We start from the raw sequence: 18,801 nt of genomic DNA, 5'->3' as shown, positions 1-18,801 counted from the left end.
ATCAAAAACATTTCATTTATAACTAGAATACTCAACAAATCGTAATTTTTAATTTGTAATTCGTAATTGAATCAAATAAATACGTAATTTTGTAGTCTTTATTTTTTGACTTTCTTTATTCTGTAGAGTATTTTATGAAACGCTATAAACTTTCTGACCTTGTTATTTTTGAAAACGACGATTATTTAATTGTTGATAAACCTCCTTTTTTGTCTTCTTTAGATGAACGCTTAGGAAATGCGATGAATCTTTTACAGATTGTCAGAGCAGAACTACCAGAAGCAAAATTGGGACACCGTTTGGACAAGGAAACAAGTGGAGCTGTTGCAATAGCAAAACACTTTGAAGCCTATCGTCATCTTTCTATTCAATTTCAAGAACGTCAGGTAGAAAAAGTTTATCATGCTATTGCTGTGGGAGTGCATGATTTTCAAGAGCAAGCTGTTGAAGTTCCTTTACACAAAATGAAAAATGGACTTTCAGCTGTTAACTACAAACAAGGAAAGCATTCACTTACATTTTTTACTACTTTAGAGGCTTTCCGTCATTATACACTTTTGGAATGTCGTCCGATTACTGGGCGTTTGCATCAAATTCGTGTGCATGCACAGACTATAGGTGCGCCTTTGGTGGCTGATAAAGCGTATGGAGGAAAAGATTTATTCTTGTCAGAAATCAAGCGCAAAAAATTCAATCTTAAAAAATGGGAAGAAGAACTTCCTCTGATGCAGCGTGTAGCTCTTCATGCAAAAGAATTAGCTTTTAATGGAATGAATGGAGAAGTTATAAAAGCAATAACAGAATACCCAAAAGATTTTAATGCACTTTTAAGGCAACTTGGTAAATTTGATATGTAGTTTTAATTAGACTTATTCTATCTAATTTTCACAATGAAAAAAACACCTTTTCATTTTGGAAAGGAATTGACTATAAAAATAGAATCGAAAAAACTAAGAAAAAAAAAACTTCTTTAAAAAACTAGCTCTATTTGCTTAAATAAACGTTTTTATATTAATTCATAGAAAAAATCAAAAAAATAGCATAATTAATTTGGCTTGGCAAACAGATTGAAATATAGATAATAACTTCTACAAAAAGATGTAGAATGAAAAGATATTTACTCACCAAGATTTTTGTTTGTAGCTTCTCTTTATTGGGAATTACACCATTTTTATCAAAATCTTATTTTTTGTGAGTGTTTGTTTTGGTTTCATACTAAAATCATAGCAAACTAAAATTCTGGAAAATCAAGAAAGAAAGCCGTTAGTTAGCGTTTATTTATTAGATAAACAAATTTTTAGCAACTGACAATTTTTACACTTTCTTTTGAGGAATGAAATCGTCGTTCGATTTTCTGAACAGTTTAAGTAGTAAGTAAAGTAAGTAAGTGGACAAAAAATACCTTTTCTTTTTAGGAAAGGTTTTTTTATTCGATTTTTTTAACGAAACCAGTACTTTAGCCGTACTGATAAAAAATAACTTACAACTTGAATCATCAAAAATGAAAATCAATTATTTATTATCACTTCTTATAGCCTTTAGTTTTCTAGCCTTAACTAGCTTTTCTATTTCTAAAAATTCCATTTCAACAAGCAAAAAAACAGAATCTGTAATTGAAAAAGACACCCTCAATATTATGGCTTCTCACGGAATTTTTTTGAGAGATAGTGCAAACTTAACTTGTAATAAATTAGCTAAACTTCCCTATGCCACTAAAATAGTTTTATTAAATCAAGATACAATTTCTGATGAACTAACAGTTCAAGAAACAAAATATTTTGAGATAAAAGGACGAATGCAAAAAGTGAAAGTAATCAGTCAGATTGATAGCTTGAATGATTTGGAAGGCTATGTTTTTGATGGGTATTTGACTAAATTTCCAGTACCTGTTTTGGATTATAGAGGAACAAAGGAAAATGATTATTTGAGTTCTGAATTAAATTATTTGAAAGGTAACTTTAAGGAGTCTGAAAAATATGCTATTGAAAGACATAAGGAAAATGAAGATTGGATTATTAAATGGAAGAAAAGGTATGGCGAAAATATAACTTATGAATACAATGAATCTACAACTGTCGATGTTCCTATACATAAAATAATAATTCCTAATTTGTCGATACGAGAAGCCTATTTTTTCTCTCTAGTATTATTCTTTAGTGAAAACAACGAATATAATGAAGGAGATGTAGTAATTTTTGATAAAAATAATAATAGCTTTATTATAGAACCTCTCTCAGGAGTGGGATGTTATTATTCTATATTTAAAAATAATACGAATGAATTAGTTATTGAATATGAATGTTGGGCGTGTTAAGTAAGAACCAATTTATTAAAATCAGTCAAAACTAACAACGATATGAAAACCAATTATTTACTACTCATTTTAGTCTTTAGCTTTTTAGCATTGACTAGCTTTTCTATTCCTAAAAATTCCATTTCAACAAGCAAAAAAACAGAATCTGTAATTGAAAAAGACACTTTCAATATTATGGCTTCTCACGGAATTTATTTGAGAGATAGTGCAAATCTGACCTGTAATAAATTAGCTAAACTTCCCTACGCCACTAAAATAGTTTTATTAAATCAAGATACAATTTCTGATGAACTAACAGTTCAAGAAACAAAATATTTTGAGATAAAAGGACGAATGCAAAAAGTGAAAGTAATCAGTCAGATTGATAGTTTGAATAATTTAGAAGGCTATGTTTTTGATGGGTATTTGACTAAATTTCCTGTGCCTGTTTTGGATTATAGAGGAACACAAGAGAATGATTATTTATCTAGTGATTTATATTATCTACAAAGTAATTTTAAAAATCATGATAGATATGAAATAAAAAGGCAAAAGTATGATGGAGAAGATGAATACGATTGTGCTTTTCAACAAAAATTTGGGAGCAAAAAAGATATACAATATAAACAAAATAGTTGTGGTGAAGGAGGAATGGATTGGGATATGATGATTCCAAATTTATCTTTGAGAGAAGCTTACTTTTTTGCTATTGTTTTATATTATCAAGAATATTATGATGAAAATACAATACCTCATACAATTACATTTGATAAAAAAACAAAAATTATATCTATTGAGCCGAGTGATCAAGGAGCAGGTTGTTACATAAGTATTATAGAAAACAAAAATAAGATTTTGACAATTTCTGGTTATTGTGGTTGCTAAAAATTTCCACAAAAAATTGCCTTACTTCTATAATAAAAGTAAGGCAATTTTTTTGTTATTCATGATAAAATTATCTAGCCTTTGTTTGTGTCTCCACCATAGCTGTCAAGCTATTGTTTATTCTACCATTATCAACGTCTTGTTATCTTCGATAACTGACGATTGATAAGGTAAAATAAACAAAATCAGCACTTTTCTCTCTTAGCAATCGTGTATTTTCGAAGAACTTTTAAGTCGGCGAAGCCAAAATGGACGTTGATAATGGGAAAAATAGAGAACAGTTTTCTTAACTTGACGGACATGGTGTCTGCACAAACGACACATAAAAATTACTCCATTTCCTTCATAATTTTCAAACGTATCATTTCACGATTGGCAGGTTCTACTTCTTCGGAAGTGGGATAAAGAACTTCTCCTTTATATCCTTTCCAAGTGTGTTTAACCCAACGCTTAGAATAAACAATCATTCTACGCATATCATTTACAACAAGCAGAATAACAGGGAAAATAAGTAGAATCAAGAACGTACCAAAACCAACTCCATAAGCCACCGAAACAGCCATCGGAATCAAGAATTGAGCTTGAAAACTTGTTTCCATGATAAGTGGTGCAAGTCCTGCAACAGTCGTGATAGTTGTAAGTAAAATTGCTCTAAAACGAGAAATTCCTGCATTATAAATGGCATCAGGCATTGTCATTCCTTCTTGTAAATTGGAATTGAACTTACTGACCAAAACTACGGCATCATTGATAATTACACCTGAAAGTGCCAAAATTCCCCATAAACTCAAAAGAGAAACAGGCTTATCAGCAAAGAAATGACCAAAGACAGCACAAAACAGTCCCAAAGGAATCAAACACATTACTAAAAGCGACTGACTCAGCGAACGAAAAGTAAGTGTAATCAAAAGAATAATTACAAAAAGCATAATTGGAAGTGCAAACTTCAACGATTCTTGCGACTGACTACTGCGTTGCTGTTGTCCACCAAATTCAAAAGAAAGACTTGGATATTTACTTTTCATATCTACAAATGTAGAATCTGTTAGTTTTTGGATAATACTAACAGGTGAACCATTTGGATCAGCTAATTCTGCTTCTACAGCAATTTCTCTTGAGCCATTGAAGTGTTTGATATCTACAATCCCTCTATCAATGGTATAAGAAGCAACTTCTGACAAAGGAATTTCTTTTCCATCAGCCATTTTGATACGCATAGTTTCAAGTTGTCCTAAAGTTTCTCTACTAGCTTCTGGATAACGCACCCACACACGTACCTCATCTGTTCCTTTTTGAAGTCGTTGTATTTCTTCTCCAAAAAAACCTTGTCTGATTTGGTTAGTAATATCTGCGTGTGTAAGTCCTAAGAAATAGGCTTTAGGTTTGAGTTCTAATTGAAGCTCTCTTCGTCCTACTCGCTGATTATCTGTGACTTCTTTAAGCTCTGAAAAATTTTCAAGCTCTCTTTTAAGTTCTTCGGTAGCTTGGTCTAAGGCTTCATTATTTTTGGATAATAAACGAACTGAAATAGGTTTTCCAAAACGGTTTCTCCCTGCAACAGTAAAGGTTTCGGCTTCTGGAATCTTACCTATTTTTTCTTTTACTCGGTTTGAAATTTCATTACTGGTAATTTCTCTATCATCCATATCCAAAAGCGAAATAGAAACATGTCCTGCATGCGAACCACTTTCACTTCCATCTGAAGTTCTTCCTAAGTTTCTAAAGGTGTAATTGATAAAATTTTTCTCGTCCTTATATTCTTTTTTGAGTTCGTCGTTTACTTCCCAAGTAGCCTTTTCGAAGCGTTCTAAATAAGAAATAACTTTTTCTTTTGGCGTTCCTGCTTTAAAGGCAATACTGGCATCAAAACTATCAAAAGGAATATTTGGAAAGAAAACTACTTTTATAAATTGCCCGTTTATCAGTCCTAGAACAAGCATCACAAAAACAACAGGAACAAAAACATACACATAACGAAAGCGTAAAACGTGGGCAAGTGCAGTTCCATAAACTTTATGACGTAAAAAATCAATGCCTTTATTTAGTGTTCCTCTAAATTTTCCTTCACTTTTTGTATCTCCCATATCTTTATGAGTAAGGTGAGAAGGCAAAACAAAAAAGGCTTCAATCAGCGAAACGCCCAAACAAAGGACTACAATAAGTCCCATTTCTTGAAGAAAATCAAATCCTTCAATACCAATAGCAATAGGCAAAAAGGCTACAATTGTTGTAAGGACAGACGTAAAAACAGAAGGCATTACCTCAAAAGTACCATCAACAGTTGCTCGCATAGGCGACTTGCCCATCTCAAAGTGCGTAAAAATATTTTCTCCAATCACAATACCATCATCTACCAAAATACCGACAACGAGTATCATTCCGAAAAGGGAAATCATATTAATCGTAATTCCCATTAAGGCAGCAATAACAAACATTCCTGCAAATGAAATTGGAATACCCATAGCTACCCAAAAGGAAAGACGAAGACTAAGAAAAAGTCCTAGACAAATCAGAACCAAAACAAGTCCCATGATTCCATTATCGATTAGCATTTGAAGACGTTGCGAAAGCAAATCAAAGAAATCAAACGAAACGACTAATTCAACATCAGAATGTTTTTTATTAAATTCTGTGACATAATTATTCGCATAAATTGAGATTTCTTCTAAATCTTCTTCTTTAAGTTTTGTAATTTCTAGTGAAACAGCTCTTTCTCCATTGATGTGTAAGGCATTCGGAACATCTGCAAACTGTTGTTTGATAGTAGCAATATCTCTCAAACGAAGATTACTTCCATCTGTATTAGCACGAAGAACAATATTTCCAATTTTTTCAGCCATTTTTTCTTTGGCTCTTGAACGGATTAGAATTTCTTCTTCTTTAGATTTGATTGCACCTGCCGAAATATCACGGTTATTTGATCTAACTGCTGCTGCAATTTGCTCAAAACGTAAATTATAACGTAAAAGTGTAGCCTCTGGAACTTCAATAGAAATTTCTATATCAGGATAACCACTAATATTAAGCTGAGAAATAACTCCTGATGCCAACATTTCATCTTCAATTTGTTCAGCATATTTTTTTAAGAGAAACAAATCTAAATCTTTTCCTTCTCTTGCTCTCAAACCCAAGTACATGGTTCTGCTTCGTGGCTTTACTTTGAAAACCAAAGGTCGTTCTGCGCTAGTTGGAAAAGAGTTGATTCTATCTACAGCATTTTTTACTTCAGCAAGTGCTTCATCAGCATCGACACCACGCTCCAACTGAACGACAATATTTGCATTGTTTTCAGAGGAAGTAGAAGTAATTTCTTTAATTCCTTCAATTCCTTTTAAGGATTCCTCAATTTTGATGGTTACGCCTTCTTCCATTTCTTCGGGTGATGCTCCTGGCATAACTACACCTACTGTAATTGTAGTAGGGTCGGTTTCAGGAAAAAAGGAACGTTTCATGACCCAACCATACGAAACTGCACCAAATATTACCATGGTAAAAATGATGGCATTTGCCCAAATTGGATATTTTACAAAATATTCTACAAGTTTTTTCATAGTATTTATCATTAAAACCCTAAGGGGCTTCAAAGACCTTTAGGATTTATGTTTTTATTTAACAGATAATTTTGCGTCAGTGCTTCCTGTATTTTCCTTCAAAATTTTGACAATCATTTCATCATAAGCATTTATTAAAGGCTCAGTTACTACTTTTTCACCTTCATTTATGCCTGAAATAATCAATGTTTCTTTATTGGATTTCTTTACTTGAACAGTTTGAAGATGCAAAACAGAATCATTTTTGACTGTATAAATTTCATTATCATTAAAAACAGCTCTTCTTGGTACTTCAATAGCATTTTGGATTGTTCCTCCTTGCATAGTTGCACGCAAATACATTCCTGCATAAATCGGATTTTTTCCATTCTGAATTTTTACATACACATCTAAAGATTGGGTGGCTGGATTGACAATATCGCCTATACGTGCAATTGTTCCTATCCATTGTTGGCTATCATCTTCTGTGGCTACTCCTACTTTCGTTCCTGTTTTGAGCCAATGTACATCTCTAGTATCTACAGGAACTTTGAGTTCTAATTGACTATTCTGAGCCAAACGCAATACTTTACCGTTTGGAGGAGCTACCGAACCGTTTTGTAAATAGACCTCACTAATTGAACCTGAAAAAGGAGCAGTTACAACATATTTATCTAAGGTAGCTTCTTGCGCTTTTATATTGTAATAACTTGTCAGTATTCCTTTTGTAGCAAGGAATGTTTTTTCTTTTTCTGATTCATAAGAAGGAAGTTTTGGTAATGATTTATCTACTTCCAAACTAGCAAAATAACTACTCCAAGCTTGATAACGATTTGGGTAGTCAATTTTCATGTCTGGCAAAATCATTGCAACTTCTCGCATAAAATTACTTTTTTGTGATTGAAGTCCTAATTCAAATGTTTCTTTACCAAGTGTAAACAAAACTTGTCCTTTTCTGACAGATTGCCCTACTTGTAAATGAACACTTTCACGAATTTTGCCTGAAACTTCAGCTACAATATCAACAGGTTGCTCCGATTCTACTCTACCGAATGTAACTATTTCGGCTTCTATAGTAGAAGGATTTGCATTTTGGATTTTGACAGCTATGGCTTGTGGTTTGGCTGCTCTTTTGGGTGGTTCTTGTTGCATACTACCAAGCCATACATAAAGACCATAGCCTCCACCTAAAAAAATAATTGCAGCAGCAAGAGAGAGTAAAACTTTGTTTTTCATAACATTTTATGAGAACTCTAAGGAAATAGAGTTTTGTATAAAACCTTCAACTACAAATAGCAGAAAGTAAAAAATAAATTATTGATTAAAAATTTGGCAAAATAAGGAAATAAAAAAAAACAAGAATTGCCTTATAACTAGTTTATAATCAGGTGTTAGACAGACTATAGAAATAAAACCACCTTTCTTTTAAGAAAATAAGTAGTCTAAGTGTTTGCAAAGTTACGAGCTATGTGCGTATATTTGCAGATAATTAACACTCTTTATTGTAAAGGTTGTTAAGAAGTGAAAAGTAGAGCAAAAAGGACTATTAGCTCAGTTGGTTTAGAGCACTACCTCGACAAGGTAGGGGTCATTGGTTCGAATCCAATATGGTCCACAAGATAATAAAAAAGCCTAATCAAGTCAATGATTAGGCTTTTTTTATTTTGGTAGTGTCTAGTCCTAGAACAGCATTACAAGTTTTTTCTCAAAATCCTATTTTTCTACAATCCATTATTCAAACGCTGTTTTTGAAATTCTTTAATTCCTTTTTTCAAAAATGCTTGAAACTCTTGTGTGCTTACCCTTCCAACAGGTTTTACTAAAGGCTGATGTGTATAAGGATTGATGATAAAATAATTAGGTTGAGCATTTTGTCCAAAACGACGAATCTGAAAATCTGAATTTCGTTTTCCTACTGTGGTTACTTCTTTTCCATTTCTATCAGAGGTATATTTTTCTTCTTCTGTTAGTTCTTGACGTTCATCTACATAAAGGGCAACAACTGTAAGTTCATTTTTAAGCAATGGCAAAATCTCTGGTTGATTCCAAACAGAGGCTTCCATTTCCCTACAATTTACACAGCCGTGTCCTGTAAAGTCAATAAAAAGAGGTTGGTTTGCTTGTTTAGCTGCTTCAATTGCTTCAAAATATTCAAAATGTCCTTCTAAGCCGTGAGGCAAATGTAAAATATCCGAATATTTAGCTTTACTATTTACTGCTGCATTTTCTTCTCCTCTAATAAGTGCAACTAAATCAAATTCGTTAGTGCTTTGTGGTGGCAAATATCCTGAAAGTGGACTAAGTGGCGCACCAAAAAGCCCTGGCATTAAATATAAAAAGAAAGCAAAAGAAGCAATCGCCATCAAAAGTCTTCCGACTCCTAATTTTTCAATAACACTATCATGTGGTAAACGAATTTTTCCTAAAAGATAAAGACCCAAAAAGAAAGCTGTCGACATCCAAATTACAATATAAATCGGACGGTCAAGAATTCCCCAGTGGTAAACTTGGTCAGCTACACTCAAAAACTTAAACGCTAAAGCTAACTCTATAAAACCTAAAACTACTTTAACAGTATTTAACCAACCTCCAGATTTAGGAAGACTAGAGAGCAAAGAAGGAAAAATAGCGAAAAGCGTAAAAGGAAGCGCAAAAGCTAAAGAAAATGCAAACATTCCCAAGACAGGTTTGATAACTTCTCCTTGTGCAGACATTACCAAAATACTTCCTGCAATAGGTCCTGTACAGGAAAAAGAAACTACTACCAGTGTAAGAGCCATAAAAAATATTCCTACATAACCTCCTTTATCAGCTTGTTTGTCAATGTTATTTACCATTTTTGAAGGTAAAACAATGTCAAATGCTCCAAAAAATGAAATTGCAAAAATTATAAAAACAAGAAAAAACAAAACATTTGGAATCCAGTGTGTAGCCAAAATACTTGCTGCATCATCTCCTAAAAAACGAGATACAATAAAACCAATTAGTGTATAAAGTCCAATAATAGAAAAACCATAAAACATCGCACGAGCAATTCCTTCAAAACGATTTTTACTTCGTGTCGTAAAAAAAGAAACTGTCATTGGAATCATAGGAAAAACACAAGGTGTAAGAAGAGCCACCAAACCACTCAAAAAAGCAGCTATCATAAATCCCCACAAACTCTCACTCTCTCCACTCAAATCTGTCGTAACTTCTGGCAATTCTTTAAAAGGGTCACCTGCTGGAATGTAGTTTTTTGTTTTGTCTAATGTTACAGTTTCTGTCTGTGTAGTTTCTGTTTTGGTAAGATTTTCAAGGAGTGAACTATCATTGCTTGTTATTTCGACTACATTTGAAATTTCAGTATTTGTATCATCGTTTTTATTTTCATCAACCTTGTCATTTTGTGCAGTAGTTGGTGTTTGATTATCGTTTTTATCCTCTTTTTTTTCTTCTACTTTTTCTGTTTGTGTTGCTTGAGCTTTTATATTGAATTCAAATTCAGGTTCTTGCATGATACATTTTCCTGATACTTCTGAACATTCTTGATAAGTTAAGGTAGCTTTGATAGTCGTAGTAGACTTCAAAATCTTTACAACTTGATAAAACTTACCTTTTTTGACAAAATATGTATATTCTCCTCCCCAAAGGTCATCGTATTTTTTCTTAGGACTTACAGCTTTCAAACCTCCAATTACTTCAAAAGCATCACTTTTTTCAAAAGCTACTTCAGTTACTATTGGACCTAAATTTTTATCAAAGTCAGAAGAATAGACATACCAGTCTTTTTCAATATCTACTTCAAAATAAAGTTTTATTGTTTCGCCTACCTTGACATTTGATAAATCACTAGGCTGAGTATAAGTTTTCCACTGCGAATGCTGTTCTATCTGAGCAGAAACATTTGAGCAAGAAGAGAAAAGAAAAATACTAACTACAAAGAGTAGAGTTAGAAACGAAGAGGGGAAAATTTTTTTCATAATTTATGCAGAAACAAATGAATACATTAACATACGTTTATTTGAAAGCTCAATTTACGAACATAACGAGCAATCATCACTTTAAAGTTATGAATTTAATTTAATTTAGTTTTTTTATCCTTCTTTTATTGAATCTTAACGTGTGAATGATTCAGAGTATTTCTTAAATTTTATTCATTTCTATATCTGTTTTTTCTTTTATCACTTAATTTTTTAGGAAAAATAAGAATCAATTTTTCAGGGATAATTTTTACATTTTCCATAAAACTAGGAGGCTGAAAAGTAGGTTCTATTGTCGAATCATTCATATTTCTATTCTTGTAATCTGCTAAAATAGACAAGCTATCAGGAATAGTAAGCATTTCATTGGTTCTTCTGACATCATATTCAACAACAGCTAATTGACGAGCAAGATATGCTGAAGAATCTTGTGGGAAGTTAAGAGGTTTTACAGGAACTGTAATTGTTTTTTTGAAATACAAATCAACATCAAATTTTACTTGTACACCTTGTGGATAAAAACTTACTTTTCTAGGAGGTTCATAAGAAATATCAATCATTTCATCATAATTTTCATCAAGTGTATTTTCATTTAAAAAAATCTCAAAACTATCTGGTTCGGCACGCACAAAAGATGCTGCACCACTAATTGTTAGAGAATCTGGGTCAAGAAAAATATGAGAAGCAATACGATGATTTTTAGCTAAAGGAATTTTTGAACTATCGATAAAAAGTAAAACTTGCTTACTTATTGTACTATCATAGTTGAGATGAATCGAATCTTCTGCAATAAAATCCACTCGTACATCACTAAGTTGTTGTACAATATCAGGCATTAAAGATTTGGCAGTAAAATATTTTACTTGTGTTGGGTCTTCTATTTCTATTTGAAGAGGAGTTATTCCAAAACCAAGTGTTTTTTGAAGCAATCGCCAACCACTTCCACTTACTTGAACAGAGATAAATTTGGGAGGCTCTTCTAAAGCAACTACATCTTGACGCTCGTAATTAATTACTAAAGGAAAATTTATTGTAGAATGATAATTATCTTTATTGAGAGCTTGAAAACTCCATATAAAACAGGAAATAATAATACACAGAAAAAGACGAGACCAATTCCAAGTACGTATAAGTGGAATAGATTTATAAATAGCTTTAAAAATGTCTTTCAGAGTACGACGAATTCCCAAGATTTAATGTATTAAGAAGAATAGATGAACAAAGTATATTTCAAATTCCTAAAAATTTGTATGATTTATAAGTGTAAAGAGGAACGATTCAAAAAAACGTATTGTTTTAGTCAAAAATATAGGAAAACTAGCAAATCAAAGGCATAAAACAAAATTTGTTTTCTCAAATTATACCTAAGCAAACAAAAATATAAAATGGAATCTCAAATAAAACAAATAAGCTATTATAAATATCCTCGTACATTTCATTTGCCTTATTCTCCAAAACGTGGTTCAGACGACAAAGTTTTGATTGATGACTCTGATTTTGAAGGAAAGTACATTGTTGTACTAGAAAAAATGGATGGAGAAAACACAACTATCTACACCAATCATTTGCATGCTCGTTCGATAGATAGTGTGAAAGATGAATCTCATCGTTGGTTAGAACGATTTCAAAATTTTATTATCCCTCAATTAAATCAGTTTCATAATTGGCGAATTTGTGGTGAAAATATGTTTTACAAACATACTGTTTCTTATCAAGATTTGGAAAGTGTTTTTTTAGGATATTCTATTTGGATAGAAAATCAAGAAAATCAAAATCAGGAATCAAATTATTCTTTATCTTGGCACGCAACAAAAGCCATTTTAGAAAAGTTTGAAGAATATAGAAATCAGAAAAACAGGCAAGTAGAGGGATTTGTAATTAGATTAGAAAGTTCTTTTTTATATCAAGACTTTTCTAAGTCAGTTGCAAAGTATGTCTGTGATGATTTTGAAATAACGACAAACAAACATTGGCGTTATGAAGCCAAGACACTCAATCAATTAAGAAATAATCAGAATATTTGGACAAAAATAGTATGAGAAATTTGAGGATTAGTTCTAAAATTTTTAGTTAGGTTTTATGTAATTAGTCAAAGAAAATTAAAAATTACTAGAACTGATTAGCAAGTGATTTGTATGATAAAATGCAAAATAAATACAATAAAAATACTTTCTGTTGTTTTAAATTTTAAAAAAAAGTATTAATGTATTATCCTGTAATTATCATAGTAATCATCATAGTAATCATAAAAATCACTCGCTAATTATGCCCAATTATTTACTTATCAAAAAAGATTAAATCTAAAATCATAACTTCTTAATTGAGTTTGAATTAATTACCTTTGTAAGCATCAAAATGTATTTTATACTCACTCTTATTTTAGAAAAAGCTCCCAATAACAACCCATAATTATAAAGAAGATTTTTGTTTATATCTATACAATAAAAAAAAGCATATGAGTAATAAAGAAGAAAAGTTAGATATTTTTAAATTTTTGCCTACTGCCTTTTTAGGAATATGTATTATTCTATCCGTTTTAATAAATCTAATATCAGATTATACACTTGATTATAAAGAATATATAGGTTTCGGAATAGCTATAGTTGGAATTAGTTTATTTTTTATACGTGTTGTTCCAAACAAAATATATGCTATTTATACTTTTTTAATGATAATTTTGGGTGTTTTTAATGTTGTCAGTTTTAGTATTTATCATTTGGTCTTTACTCTAAATTCAATTTCTTTTCAAATTATTCCATGTATAGCTTTATGTATTTACTTTTATGCTTTTAGAAAAGATATAAAAAAAAATTGGGAAAATATAGTTAGAGAAATCGAGTCATCAAAAATAGAACAGCAGTCGAAGCAAAAGATAAACTTTAAACGTAAATTTGAAAAGCTATCTGATAAAGAAATAGAAAGAAGAATTAATCAGGGACTTACTCTAGAAGCTATAACTGCTTTAGAGGAGATTCAATTAGAGCGTAAAGAAAGTAATAAAAAAAATACATTGTAAATTTTATTCATGTTAAAAAACTCTCTTAAAAATTAAATTCAAAATCATAACTTCTTAATTGAGTTTGAATTAATTACCTTTGTAAGCATCAAAATGTATTTTATACTCATTCTTATCTAAGAAGAAATTCCTACAAAACTACATGCAATTAATAGACGGAAAAAATACTGCCGAATTACTCAAAAAAGAATTAGCTATTGAAGTAGCACAGCGCAAAGAAAAAGGATTCAAAACTCCACATCTTGCAGCTATTTTGGTAGGCGAAGATGGAGCAAGTCAGACTTATGTAAATAGTAAAGTCAAATCGTGTGAACAAATTGGTTTTGCTTCTACTCTCAAACATCTTCCTGCTACTATTACAGAAGAAGAGTTATTAAAAATTGTAGAAGAGTTTAATCAAAATGAAGATATTGATGGATTTATTGTTCAACTTCCTCTACCCAATCATATTGATGCTGATAAAATAACGTTAGCAATTTTGCCAGAAAAAGATGTTGATGGTTTTCATCCTTCTAATATTGGTAAAATGGTTTTGGGTTTACCGTGTTATTTACCTGCAACACCTTTCGGAATTGTAAAACTTTTGGAACAATATAATATTGAAACTTCAGGAAAACATGCTGTTGTAATTGGAAGAAGTAATATTGTAGGTTCGCCTATGAGCATTTTATTAGCAAGAAATGAAAAAGTAGGAAACTGTACCGTTACACTTACACATAGCAGAACCAAGAATTTAAAAGAAATTTCACTACAAGCAGATATTATCATTGCAGCCATTGGAAAACCTGAATTTGTAACAGAAGATATGGTAAAAAAAGGAGCAATTGTCATTGATGTAGGAACAACACGAGTTCCAGATGCAAGCAAAAAATCAGGTTTTTCACTCAAGGGAGATGTAAAATTTGATGAAGTAGCTGAAAAATGTTCATTTATTACGCCTGTGCCAGGTGGAGTAGGTCCTATGACAGTAACAGCTCTTTTATTTAATACATTGGAAGCTGCAAAAAGAAAGTCAGAATTTAGAAGTTAGATTTTAGAAGTAAATAAAATTTCTTATCACTACTTTATTCTGAATTTCAATTCTAATTTCTAAAATCTTAATTCTAAATTTATATTATGGAATATCAAAAACCTGACCCTAACAAAAAACCTATTCATAAGGTAGAAAATATACAAAACCCTGCTTTTGCTTTCGAAAAAATCAATTATATTATGATGATTGCTGGAGTAGTTATTATTACACTAGGCTTTACCATTATGGCAATGGAAGATGCAAAACATGGCTTCGGATTTTTAGGACTTACACTAGGACCTATTGTCACTTTTGCTGGTTTTATGTTCGAAATCTTTGCGATTCTTTATAAAAAGAAAAAATGATTTTTGAAACACAGAGTTCACAGAGAAAATAGAGAAATGAAACCTGATAAAGCAGCAAAGCTAAATATCTTTTTCAAATACTTTTTACATAAATACTTTGTAATTTTATTTTTAGGTCTATTTCTCTGTTTTTCTTGTCAGAATTCTGATAAAAATAAACCAATAAGGTTACTTTTTGGTGGAGATATTTTATTGGATAGAGGAGTGCAAATAGAAATAGAAAAAAAAGGAATTGTTTCGCTCTTCGATAGTGTGCAATCTGTTTTTTCTGAATATGATTTTATTTCGGCAAATTTGGAATGTCCACTGACAGATGAAATTTCGCCTATTCCTAAGCGTTTTAGTTTTCGTGCGCCTACTACTTATGCAGATTCTCTCAAAAAAGCAGGTTTTACACATTTGTTTTTAGCAAACAATCACACCAACGACCATCATAGAAAAGGACTTTCAAACACGTTTAATTCTCTCAAAAAAGCTGGAATTATAGGAATTGGATATGGAGAAACACATTCTGAAAGTTGTGAGCCTGTTTTTATAGAAAGAAATAATCAAAAAGTTGCAATTTTTTCAATTGTCAGAGTTCCTTTAGAAAATTGGTTTCGAATGGAAGATAAGCCTTCTATTTGCCAGTTATCAACACAAGAATTAGTACAAAAAATAAAAGAATTACGAGCAAAAGAACTTCAAACAATTATTATTATTTCGCTGCATTGGGGAACAGAATATAAATTTTCGCTAAAAGCAGAGCAACGGAAAGAAGCTCATTTGCTCACTCTAGCAGGTGCAGATGCTATCATTGGGCATCACCCACACGTGACACAAAGCATAGAGTTTGTAAACCAAAAACCTGTTTTTTATAGCTTAGGCAATTTTGTTTTTGACCAAGAAGGAGAATTTAGAGATAGGTGTATTTTAGTTGGTTTTGAAATTCAAAGTAAAAAAATAAATACTATTTCCCTTTATCCTCTGCAAATCAAAAATTCTGTTCCTCAATTTTTTTCAAATTTGGATAAAGATTCGGCAGAAAAATCTATCTTTGAAAATCAATTAAAAAAAATATCTAAAACTGTTCGTTTCGAACGATACGAAAATGACTTGCTGCCTATTTCTGGATTTTTGATATATAAAAAGTAATATTCTTTTGCTAACACTCTAATAATCAAACTATATTATTTCAATTATTTCTCTCAAAAAAGTCTTCTTATGAAATTTATATTCATTTTATTATTTAGTTTTTCTCTTTCAACTTGCTTTGCTCAACCTCAAAGTATTGATGAAAAAACAAATAGTTCATCAAAAGATATAGATTATAAAGCAATAGCAGAAGTACCAAAAGAAGATTTGAAACAAATAATTGATGGAGTTTTATATCGTGAACTTGCTCTCAAGAGTTTTAATGAAAGTGACTATCAAAAAGCACTTACTTATTTAGATGTATCATATAATTTATTAAAAAAATACAAACCTAATCGTTTTTTGAGTAAAGTTCATTTTCTCTATGCTCGTATATATTCAAATCAAGGAAATAGCAAAAAAGCCATTTCAGAATTGAAGAAAAGCCTAAAATACAACAATATGCTCTTTGAAGTTCAGACAACCCTCTCTTATGAATATTTACAAATATCAAAAAATAAAAAAGCCCTCAAAGCAGCACGAAAAGCCCTTGAAATAAATCCTAAATCAGCTTATGCATACAATAATGCAGGTCTTGCTTTGATTAGACTCAAAAAACATGAGGAAGGAAAAAAAATGATTATGTCTTCTTTATATTTAAAAGAAAATAATCCTTATACCTACAAAAATTTATTTTATTACTATTTTGCTACTAATAACTTAGAAAAAGCTTGTGAATCTCTACAAAAAGCTAAAAGTTTAGGTTACAAAGAATTTGGAAATGAATCTGACCAAAATGAAGTAGAAGAATTAATTAAAAAACATTGTAAATAGAATCTTATAAAAAAGTAATTACCTAATGAAGATTTATTATCCCTTTTTTCTTATTATAACATTGAGTTGTTTAGTTTTTACTGCTCAATCTAGTTTTGCACAAACAAACACTTCTAGTTTTGTTCCTTATCAAACAGATTATTATCACCTTTTGAAACGCTATGAAATAAAACGAGGTAAATTTTTTCAGCCTTTTCATAGCTCAACACTTCCAATTTCTCGCTATAACATTGCACTTTTTGCTGACTCCTTGGCAAATGATAGTACAAAAATTTTATCCTTATCTGATAAATTCAATATCAATTATTTATTGACTGATAATTATGAGTTTACTAAAAAAGATAGTGTAAAACAGAAAGGAATTTTGAAATATTTCTATAAAAGAAAACCTGATTTTCTTTCTTTTCTGAATGATAATTATGATATGAAATTGGAAAAAGGGCAGTTTGATTTTGTCATTCGTGCCAATCCAATTTTACATTTAGGAGTTGGAAAGGATAATACAAGAGATGAAATGCTTACTTTAAACACTAGAGGTGCAGAAGTACATGGTGTGGTGGCTCGTCGTATTGGTTTTTATGCTTCTGTAACCGAAACACAGGCTATTTTTCCCCGTTATGTACAGAACTTAATTGATTCACTTAGTCCTGATCGTTCTTTAGAAAATTTTGTAGTTCCGAATGAAGCCTTTGCAAAACCATTTAAAGAAAATGGTGTAGATTTTTTGAGAGCAACAGGTTATATTACTTTTAATGTAGCAAAAGTAGTGGATGTACAGTTTGGACAGGATAAAAATTTTATTGGAAATGGCTATCGTTCGCTTGTTTTATCAGATTTTGCAGCACCTCATTTATTCTTGAAACTTCAAACTAAGTTTTGGAAAATCAATTATACCAATCTTTATACACAAATGGTGGCTGATGTGCAGCGTGCAAATTCATTATATCCTAAAAAATACGTTATTTATCATCATTTGAGTATAGATTTTTCTAAGAAATTTAATTTAGGTATTTTTGAAAGTGTAGCTTATGGACGAAAAGACCAAGGACAGAATGATACTTTTGATTTGACATATCTAAATCCTTTTATTTTTTATCGTGCCGTAGAGCAAGGAATTGGAAGTATAGATAATGCACTTGTTGGCGCAGATTTTAAATGGCTTGCTTTAAAAGATTTTCAACTTTATGGACAGTTTGTATTGGATGAGTTGAAGGTAGGAGAATTGATAGATAATAATGGATGGTGGGGAAATAAATACGGAATTCAGTTAGGTTTGAATTATATTGATGTAGCAAATATCAAGAATTTGGACTTGCAGATGGAAACAAATATTGTTCGTCCTTATACCTACACACACTCTTCTGATGAGCAGCTTTCTAATTTTGTAAATTATAGACAACCTCTTGCACATCCTTTAGGAGCTAATTTTATGGAGTTTTTGGGAATTTTGCGTTATCAACCTATTCCAAGACTTAATCTTACAGGTAAATTTATTTATGCCAAAACTGGAGAAGATTCGAATGGCAGTAACTGGGGAGGTAATCTTCTTATCTCAAATGAAGATGTAGATGATACCAATGAATATGGAAATACAATTGGACAAGGCGTAGAAACAAGCATTTTGTTTGGTCGTCTGACAGCAACTTATCAGCTTTATCACAATCTTTTTTTAGATGCTGATGTCATTCAGAGAAACAAAACATCTGCAATTGTAGCTAGAGATTTGAGTTCGACAGTTTTTTCAGTAGGGCTACGTTTGAATATTGGGCAGCGTTTGTATGAGTTTTAAAA

At 31.2% G+C, this 18,801-nt stretch carries 14 protein-coding genes and 1 tRNA gene; 11 read left to right on the top strand and 4 right to left on the bottom strand.

The genetic code is table 11. From position 1 onward, the window contains the following. Positions 1-134 precede the first annotated feature (134 nt). The 3 genes from V9L04_RS08490 (at position 135) to V9L04_RS08480 (ending at position 3,178) form a co-directional block, all read left to right on the top strand. Complete coding sequence (locus tag V9L04_RS08490) at positions 135-857, top strand: RNA pseudouridine synthase (RefSeq protein WP_338793665.1); 723 nt, start codon at positions 135-137, stop codon at positions 855-857. A 644-nt stretch (positions 858-1,501) separates the two neighbouring features. Next, a complete protein-coding gene (locus V9L04_RS08485) occupies positions 1,502-2,314 on the top strand; it encodes a hypothetical protein (protein ID WP_338793664.1) in 813 nt (270 codons plus the stop codon). Positions 2,315-2,356: 42 nt separating this feature from the next. Then, positions 2,357-3,178 carry a hypothetical protein gene (locus V9L04_RS08480; RefSeq protein WP_338793662.1) on the top strand — a complete coding sequence of 274 codons (822 nt, stop codon included), beginning with the start codon at positions 2,357-2,359 and terminating at the stop codon, positions 3,176-3,178. A gap of 329 nt (positions 3,179-3,507) precedes the next feature. Here V9L04_RS08480 and V9L04_RS08475 read toward each other — a convergent pair whose 3' ends face one another. Together V9L04_RS08475 and V9L04_RS08470 are read right to left on the bottom strand one after the other, a co-directional pair. Then, complete coding sequence (locus V9L04_RS08475; RefSeq protein WP_338793661.1) at positions 3,508-6,729, bottom strand: efflux RND transporter permease subunit; 3,222 nt, start codon at positions 6,727-6,729, stop codon at positions 3,508-3,510. Between the two features lie 54 nt (positions 6,730-6,783). Beyond that, positions 6,784-7,944 (bottom strand): efflux RND transporter periplasmic adaptor subunit, encoded by a 1,161-nt coding sequence (locus tag V9L04_RS08470; RefSeq protein ID WP_338793660.1) that lies wholly within the window; start codon positions 7,942-7,944, stop codon positions 6,784-6,786. A 304-nt stretch (positions 7,945-8,248) separates the two neighbouring features. Between V9L04_RS08470 and V9L04_RS08465 the strand changes: the two genes are divergently transcribed. Then, a tRNA-Val gene (locus V9L04_RS08465) sits at positions 8,249-8,323 on the top strand. A 106-nt stretch (positions 8,324-8,429) separates the two neighbouring features. Here the strand turns inward: V9L04_RS08465 and V9L04_RS08460 are convergent. Continuing rightward, on the bottom strand, positions 8,430-10,670 hold the full coding sequence (locus V9L04_RS08460; protein WP_338793659.1) for a cytochrome c biogenesis protein CcdA: 2,241 nt from the start codon (positions 10,668-10,670) through the stop codon (positions 8,430-8,432). Positions 10,671-10,840: 170 nt separating this feature from the next. Next, entirely contained in the window at positions 10,841-11,860 is a 1,020-nt protein-coding gene (locus V9L04_RS08455) for a hypothetical protein (protein ID WP_338793658.1), read from the bottom strand. A 195-nt stretch (positions 11,861-12,055) separates the two neighbouring features. Here V9L04_RS08455 and V9L04_RS08450 point away from each other — a divergent pair, with 195 nt between their 5' ends. The 7 genes from V9L04_RS08450 to V9L04_RS08420 all read left to right on the top strand — a co-directional run bounded on the left by V9L04_RS08450 (position 12,056) and on the right by V9L04_RS08420 (position 18,799). Further along, positions 12,056-12,709 carry an RNA ligase family protein gene (locus V9L04_RS08450; protein ID WP_338793657.1) on the top strand — a complete coding sequence of 218 codons (654 nt, stop codon included), beginning with the start codon at positions 12,056-12,058 and terminating at the stop codon, positions 12,707-12,709. Between the two features lie 416 nt (positions 12,710-13,125). After that, entirely contained in the window at positions 13,126-13,686 is a 561-nt protein-coding gene (locus tag V9L04_RS08445; protein ID WP_338793656.1) for a hypothetical protein, read from the top strand. A gap of 142 nt (positions 13,687-13,828) precedes the next feature. Further along, positions 13,829-14,716 (top strand): tetrahydrofolate dehydrogenase/cyclohydrolase catalytic domain-containing protein, encoded by an 888-nt coding sequence (locus tag V9L04_RS08440; protein ID WP_338793655.1) that lies wholly within the window; start codon positions 13,829-13,831, stop codon positions 14,714-14,716. Positions 14,717-14,802: 86 nt separating this feature from the next. Beyond that, positions 14,803-15,063 carry a DUF3098 domain-containing protein gene (locus V9L04_RS08435; protein ID WP_338793654.1) on the top strand — a complete coding sequence of 87 codons (261 nt, stop codon included), beginning with the start codon at positions 14,803-14,805 and terminating at the stop codon, positions 15,061-15,063. Between the two features lie 3 nt (positions 15,064-15,066). Further along, positions 15,067-16,197: a CapA family protein gene (locus V9L04_RS08430; RefSeq protein WP_338793653.1), complete on the top strand. Its 1,131-nt coding sequence runs from the start codon at positions 15,067-15,069 to the stop codon at positions 16,195-16,197. Positions 16,198-16,266: 69 nt separating this feature from the next. Next, entirely contained in the window at positions 16,267-17,010 is a 744-nt protein-coding gene (locus tag V9L04_RS08425; RefSeq protein ID WP_338793652.1) for a tetratricopeptide repeat protein, read from the top strand. Positions 17,011-17,071: 61 nt separating this feature from the next. Next, positions 17,072-18,799, top strand: a complete 1,728-nt coding sequence (locus V9L04_RS08420; protein WP_338793651.1) for a hypothetical protein — start codon at positions 17,072-17,074, stop codon at positions 18,797-18,799. Positions 18,800-18,801: the final 2 nt, after the last annotated feature.

The sequence above is a fragment of the Bernardetia sp. MNP-M8 genome, assembly GCF_037126285.1.
In the GTDB taxonomy this organism is placed as follows: Bacteria; Bacteroidota; Bacteroidia; order Cytophagales; family Bernardetiaceae; genus Bernardetia.
This window is presented reverse-complemented; position numbering and strand designations above follow the sequence as displayed.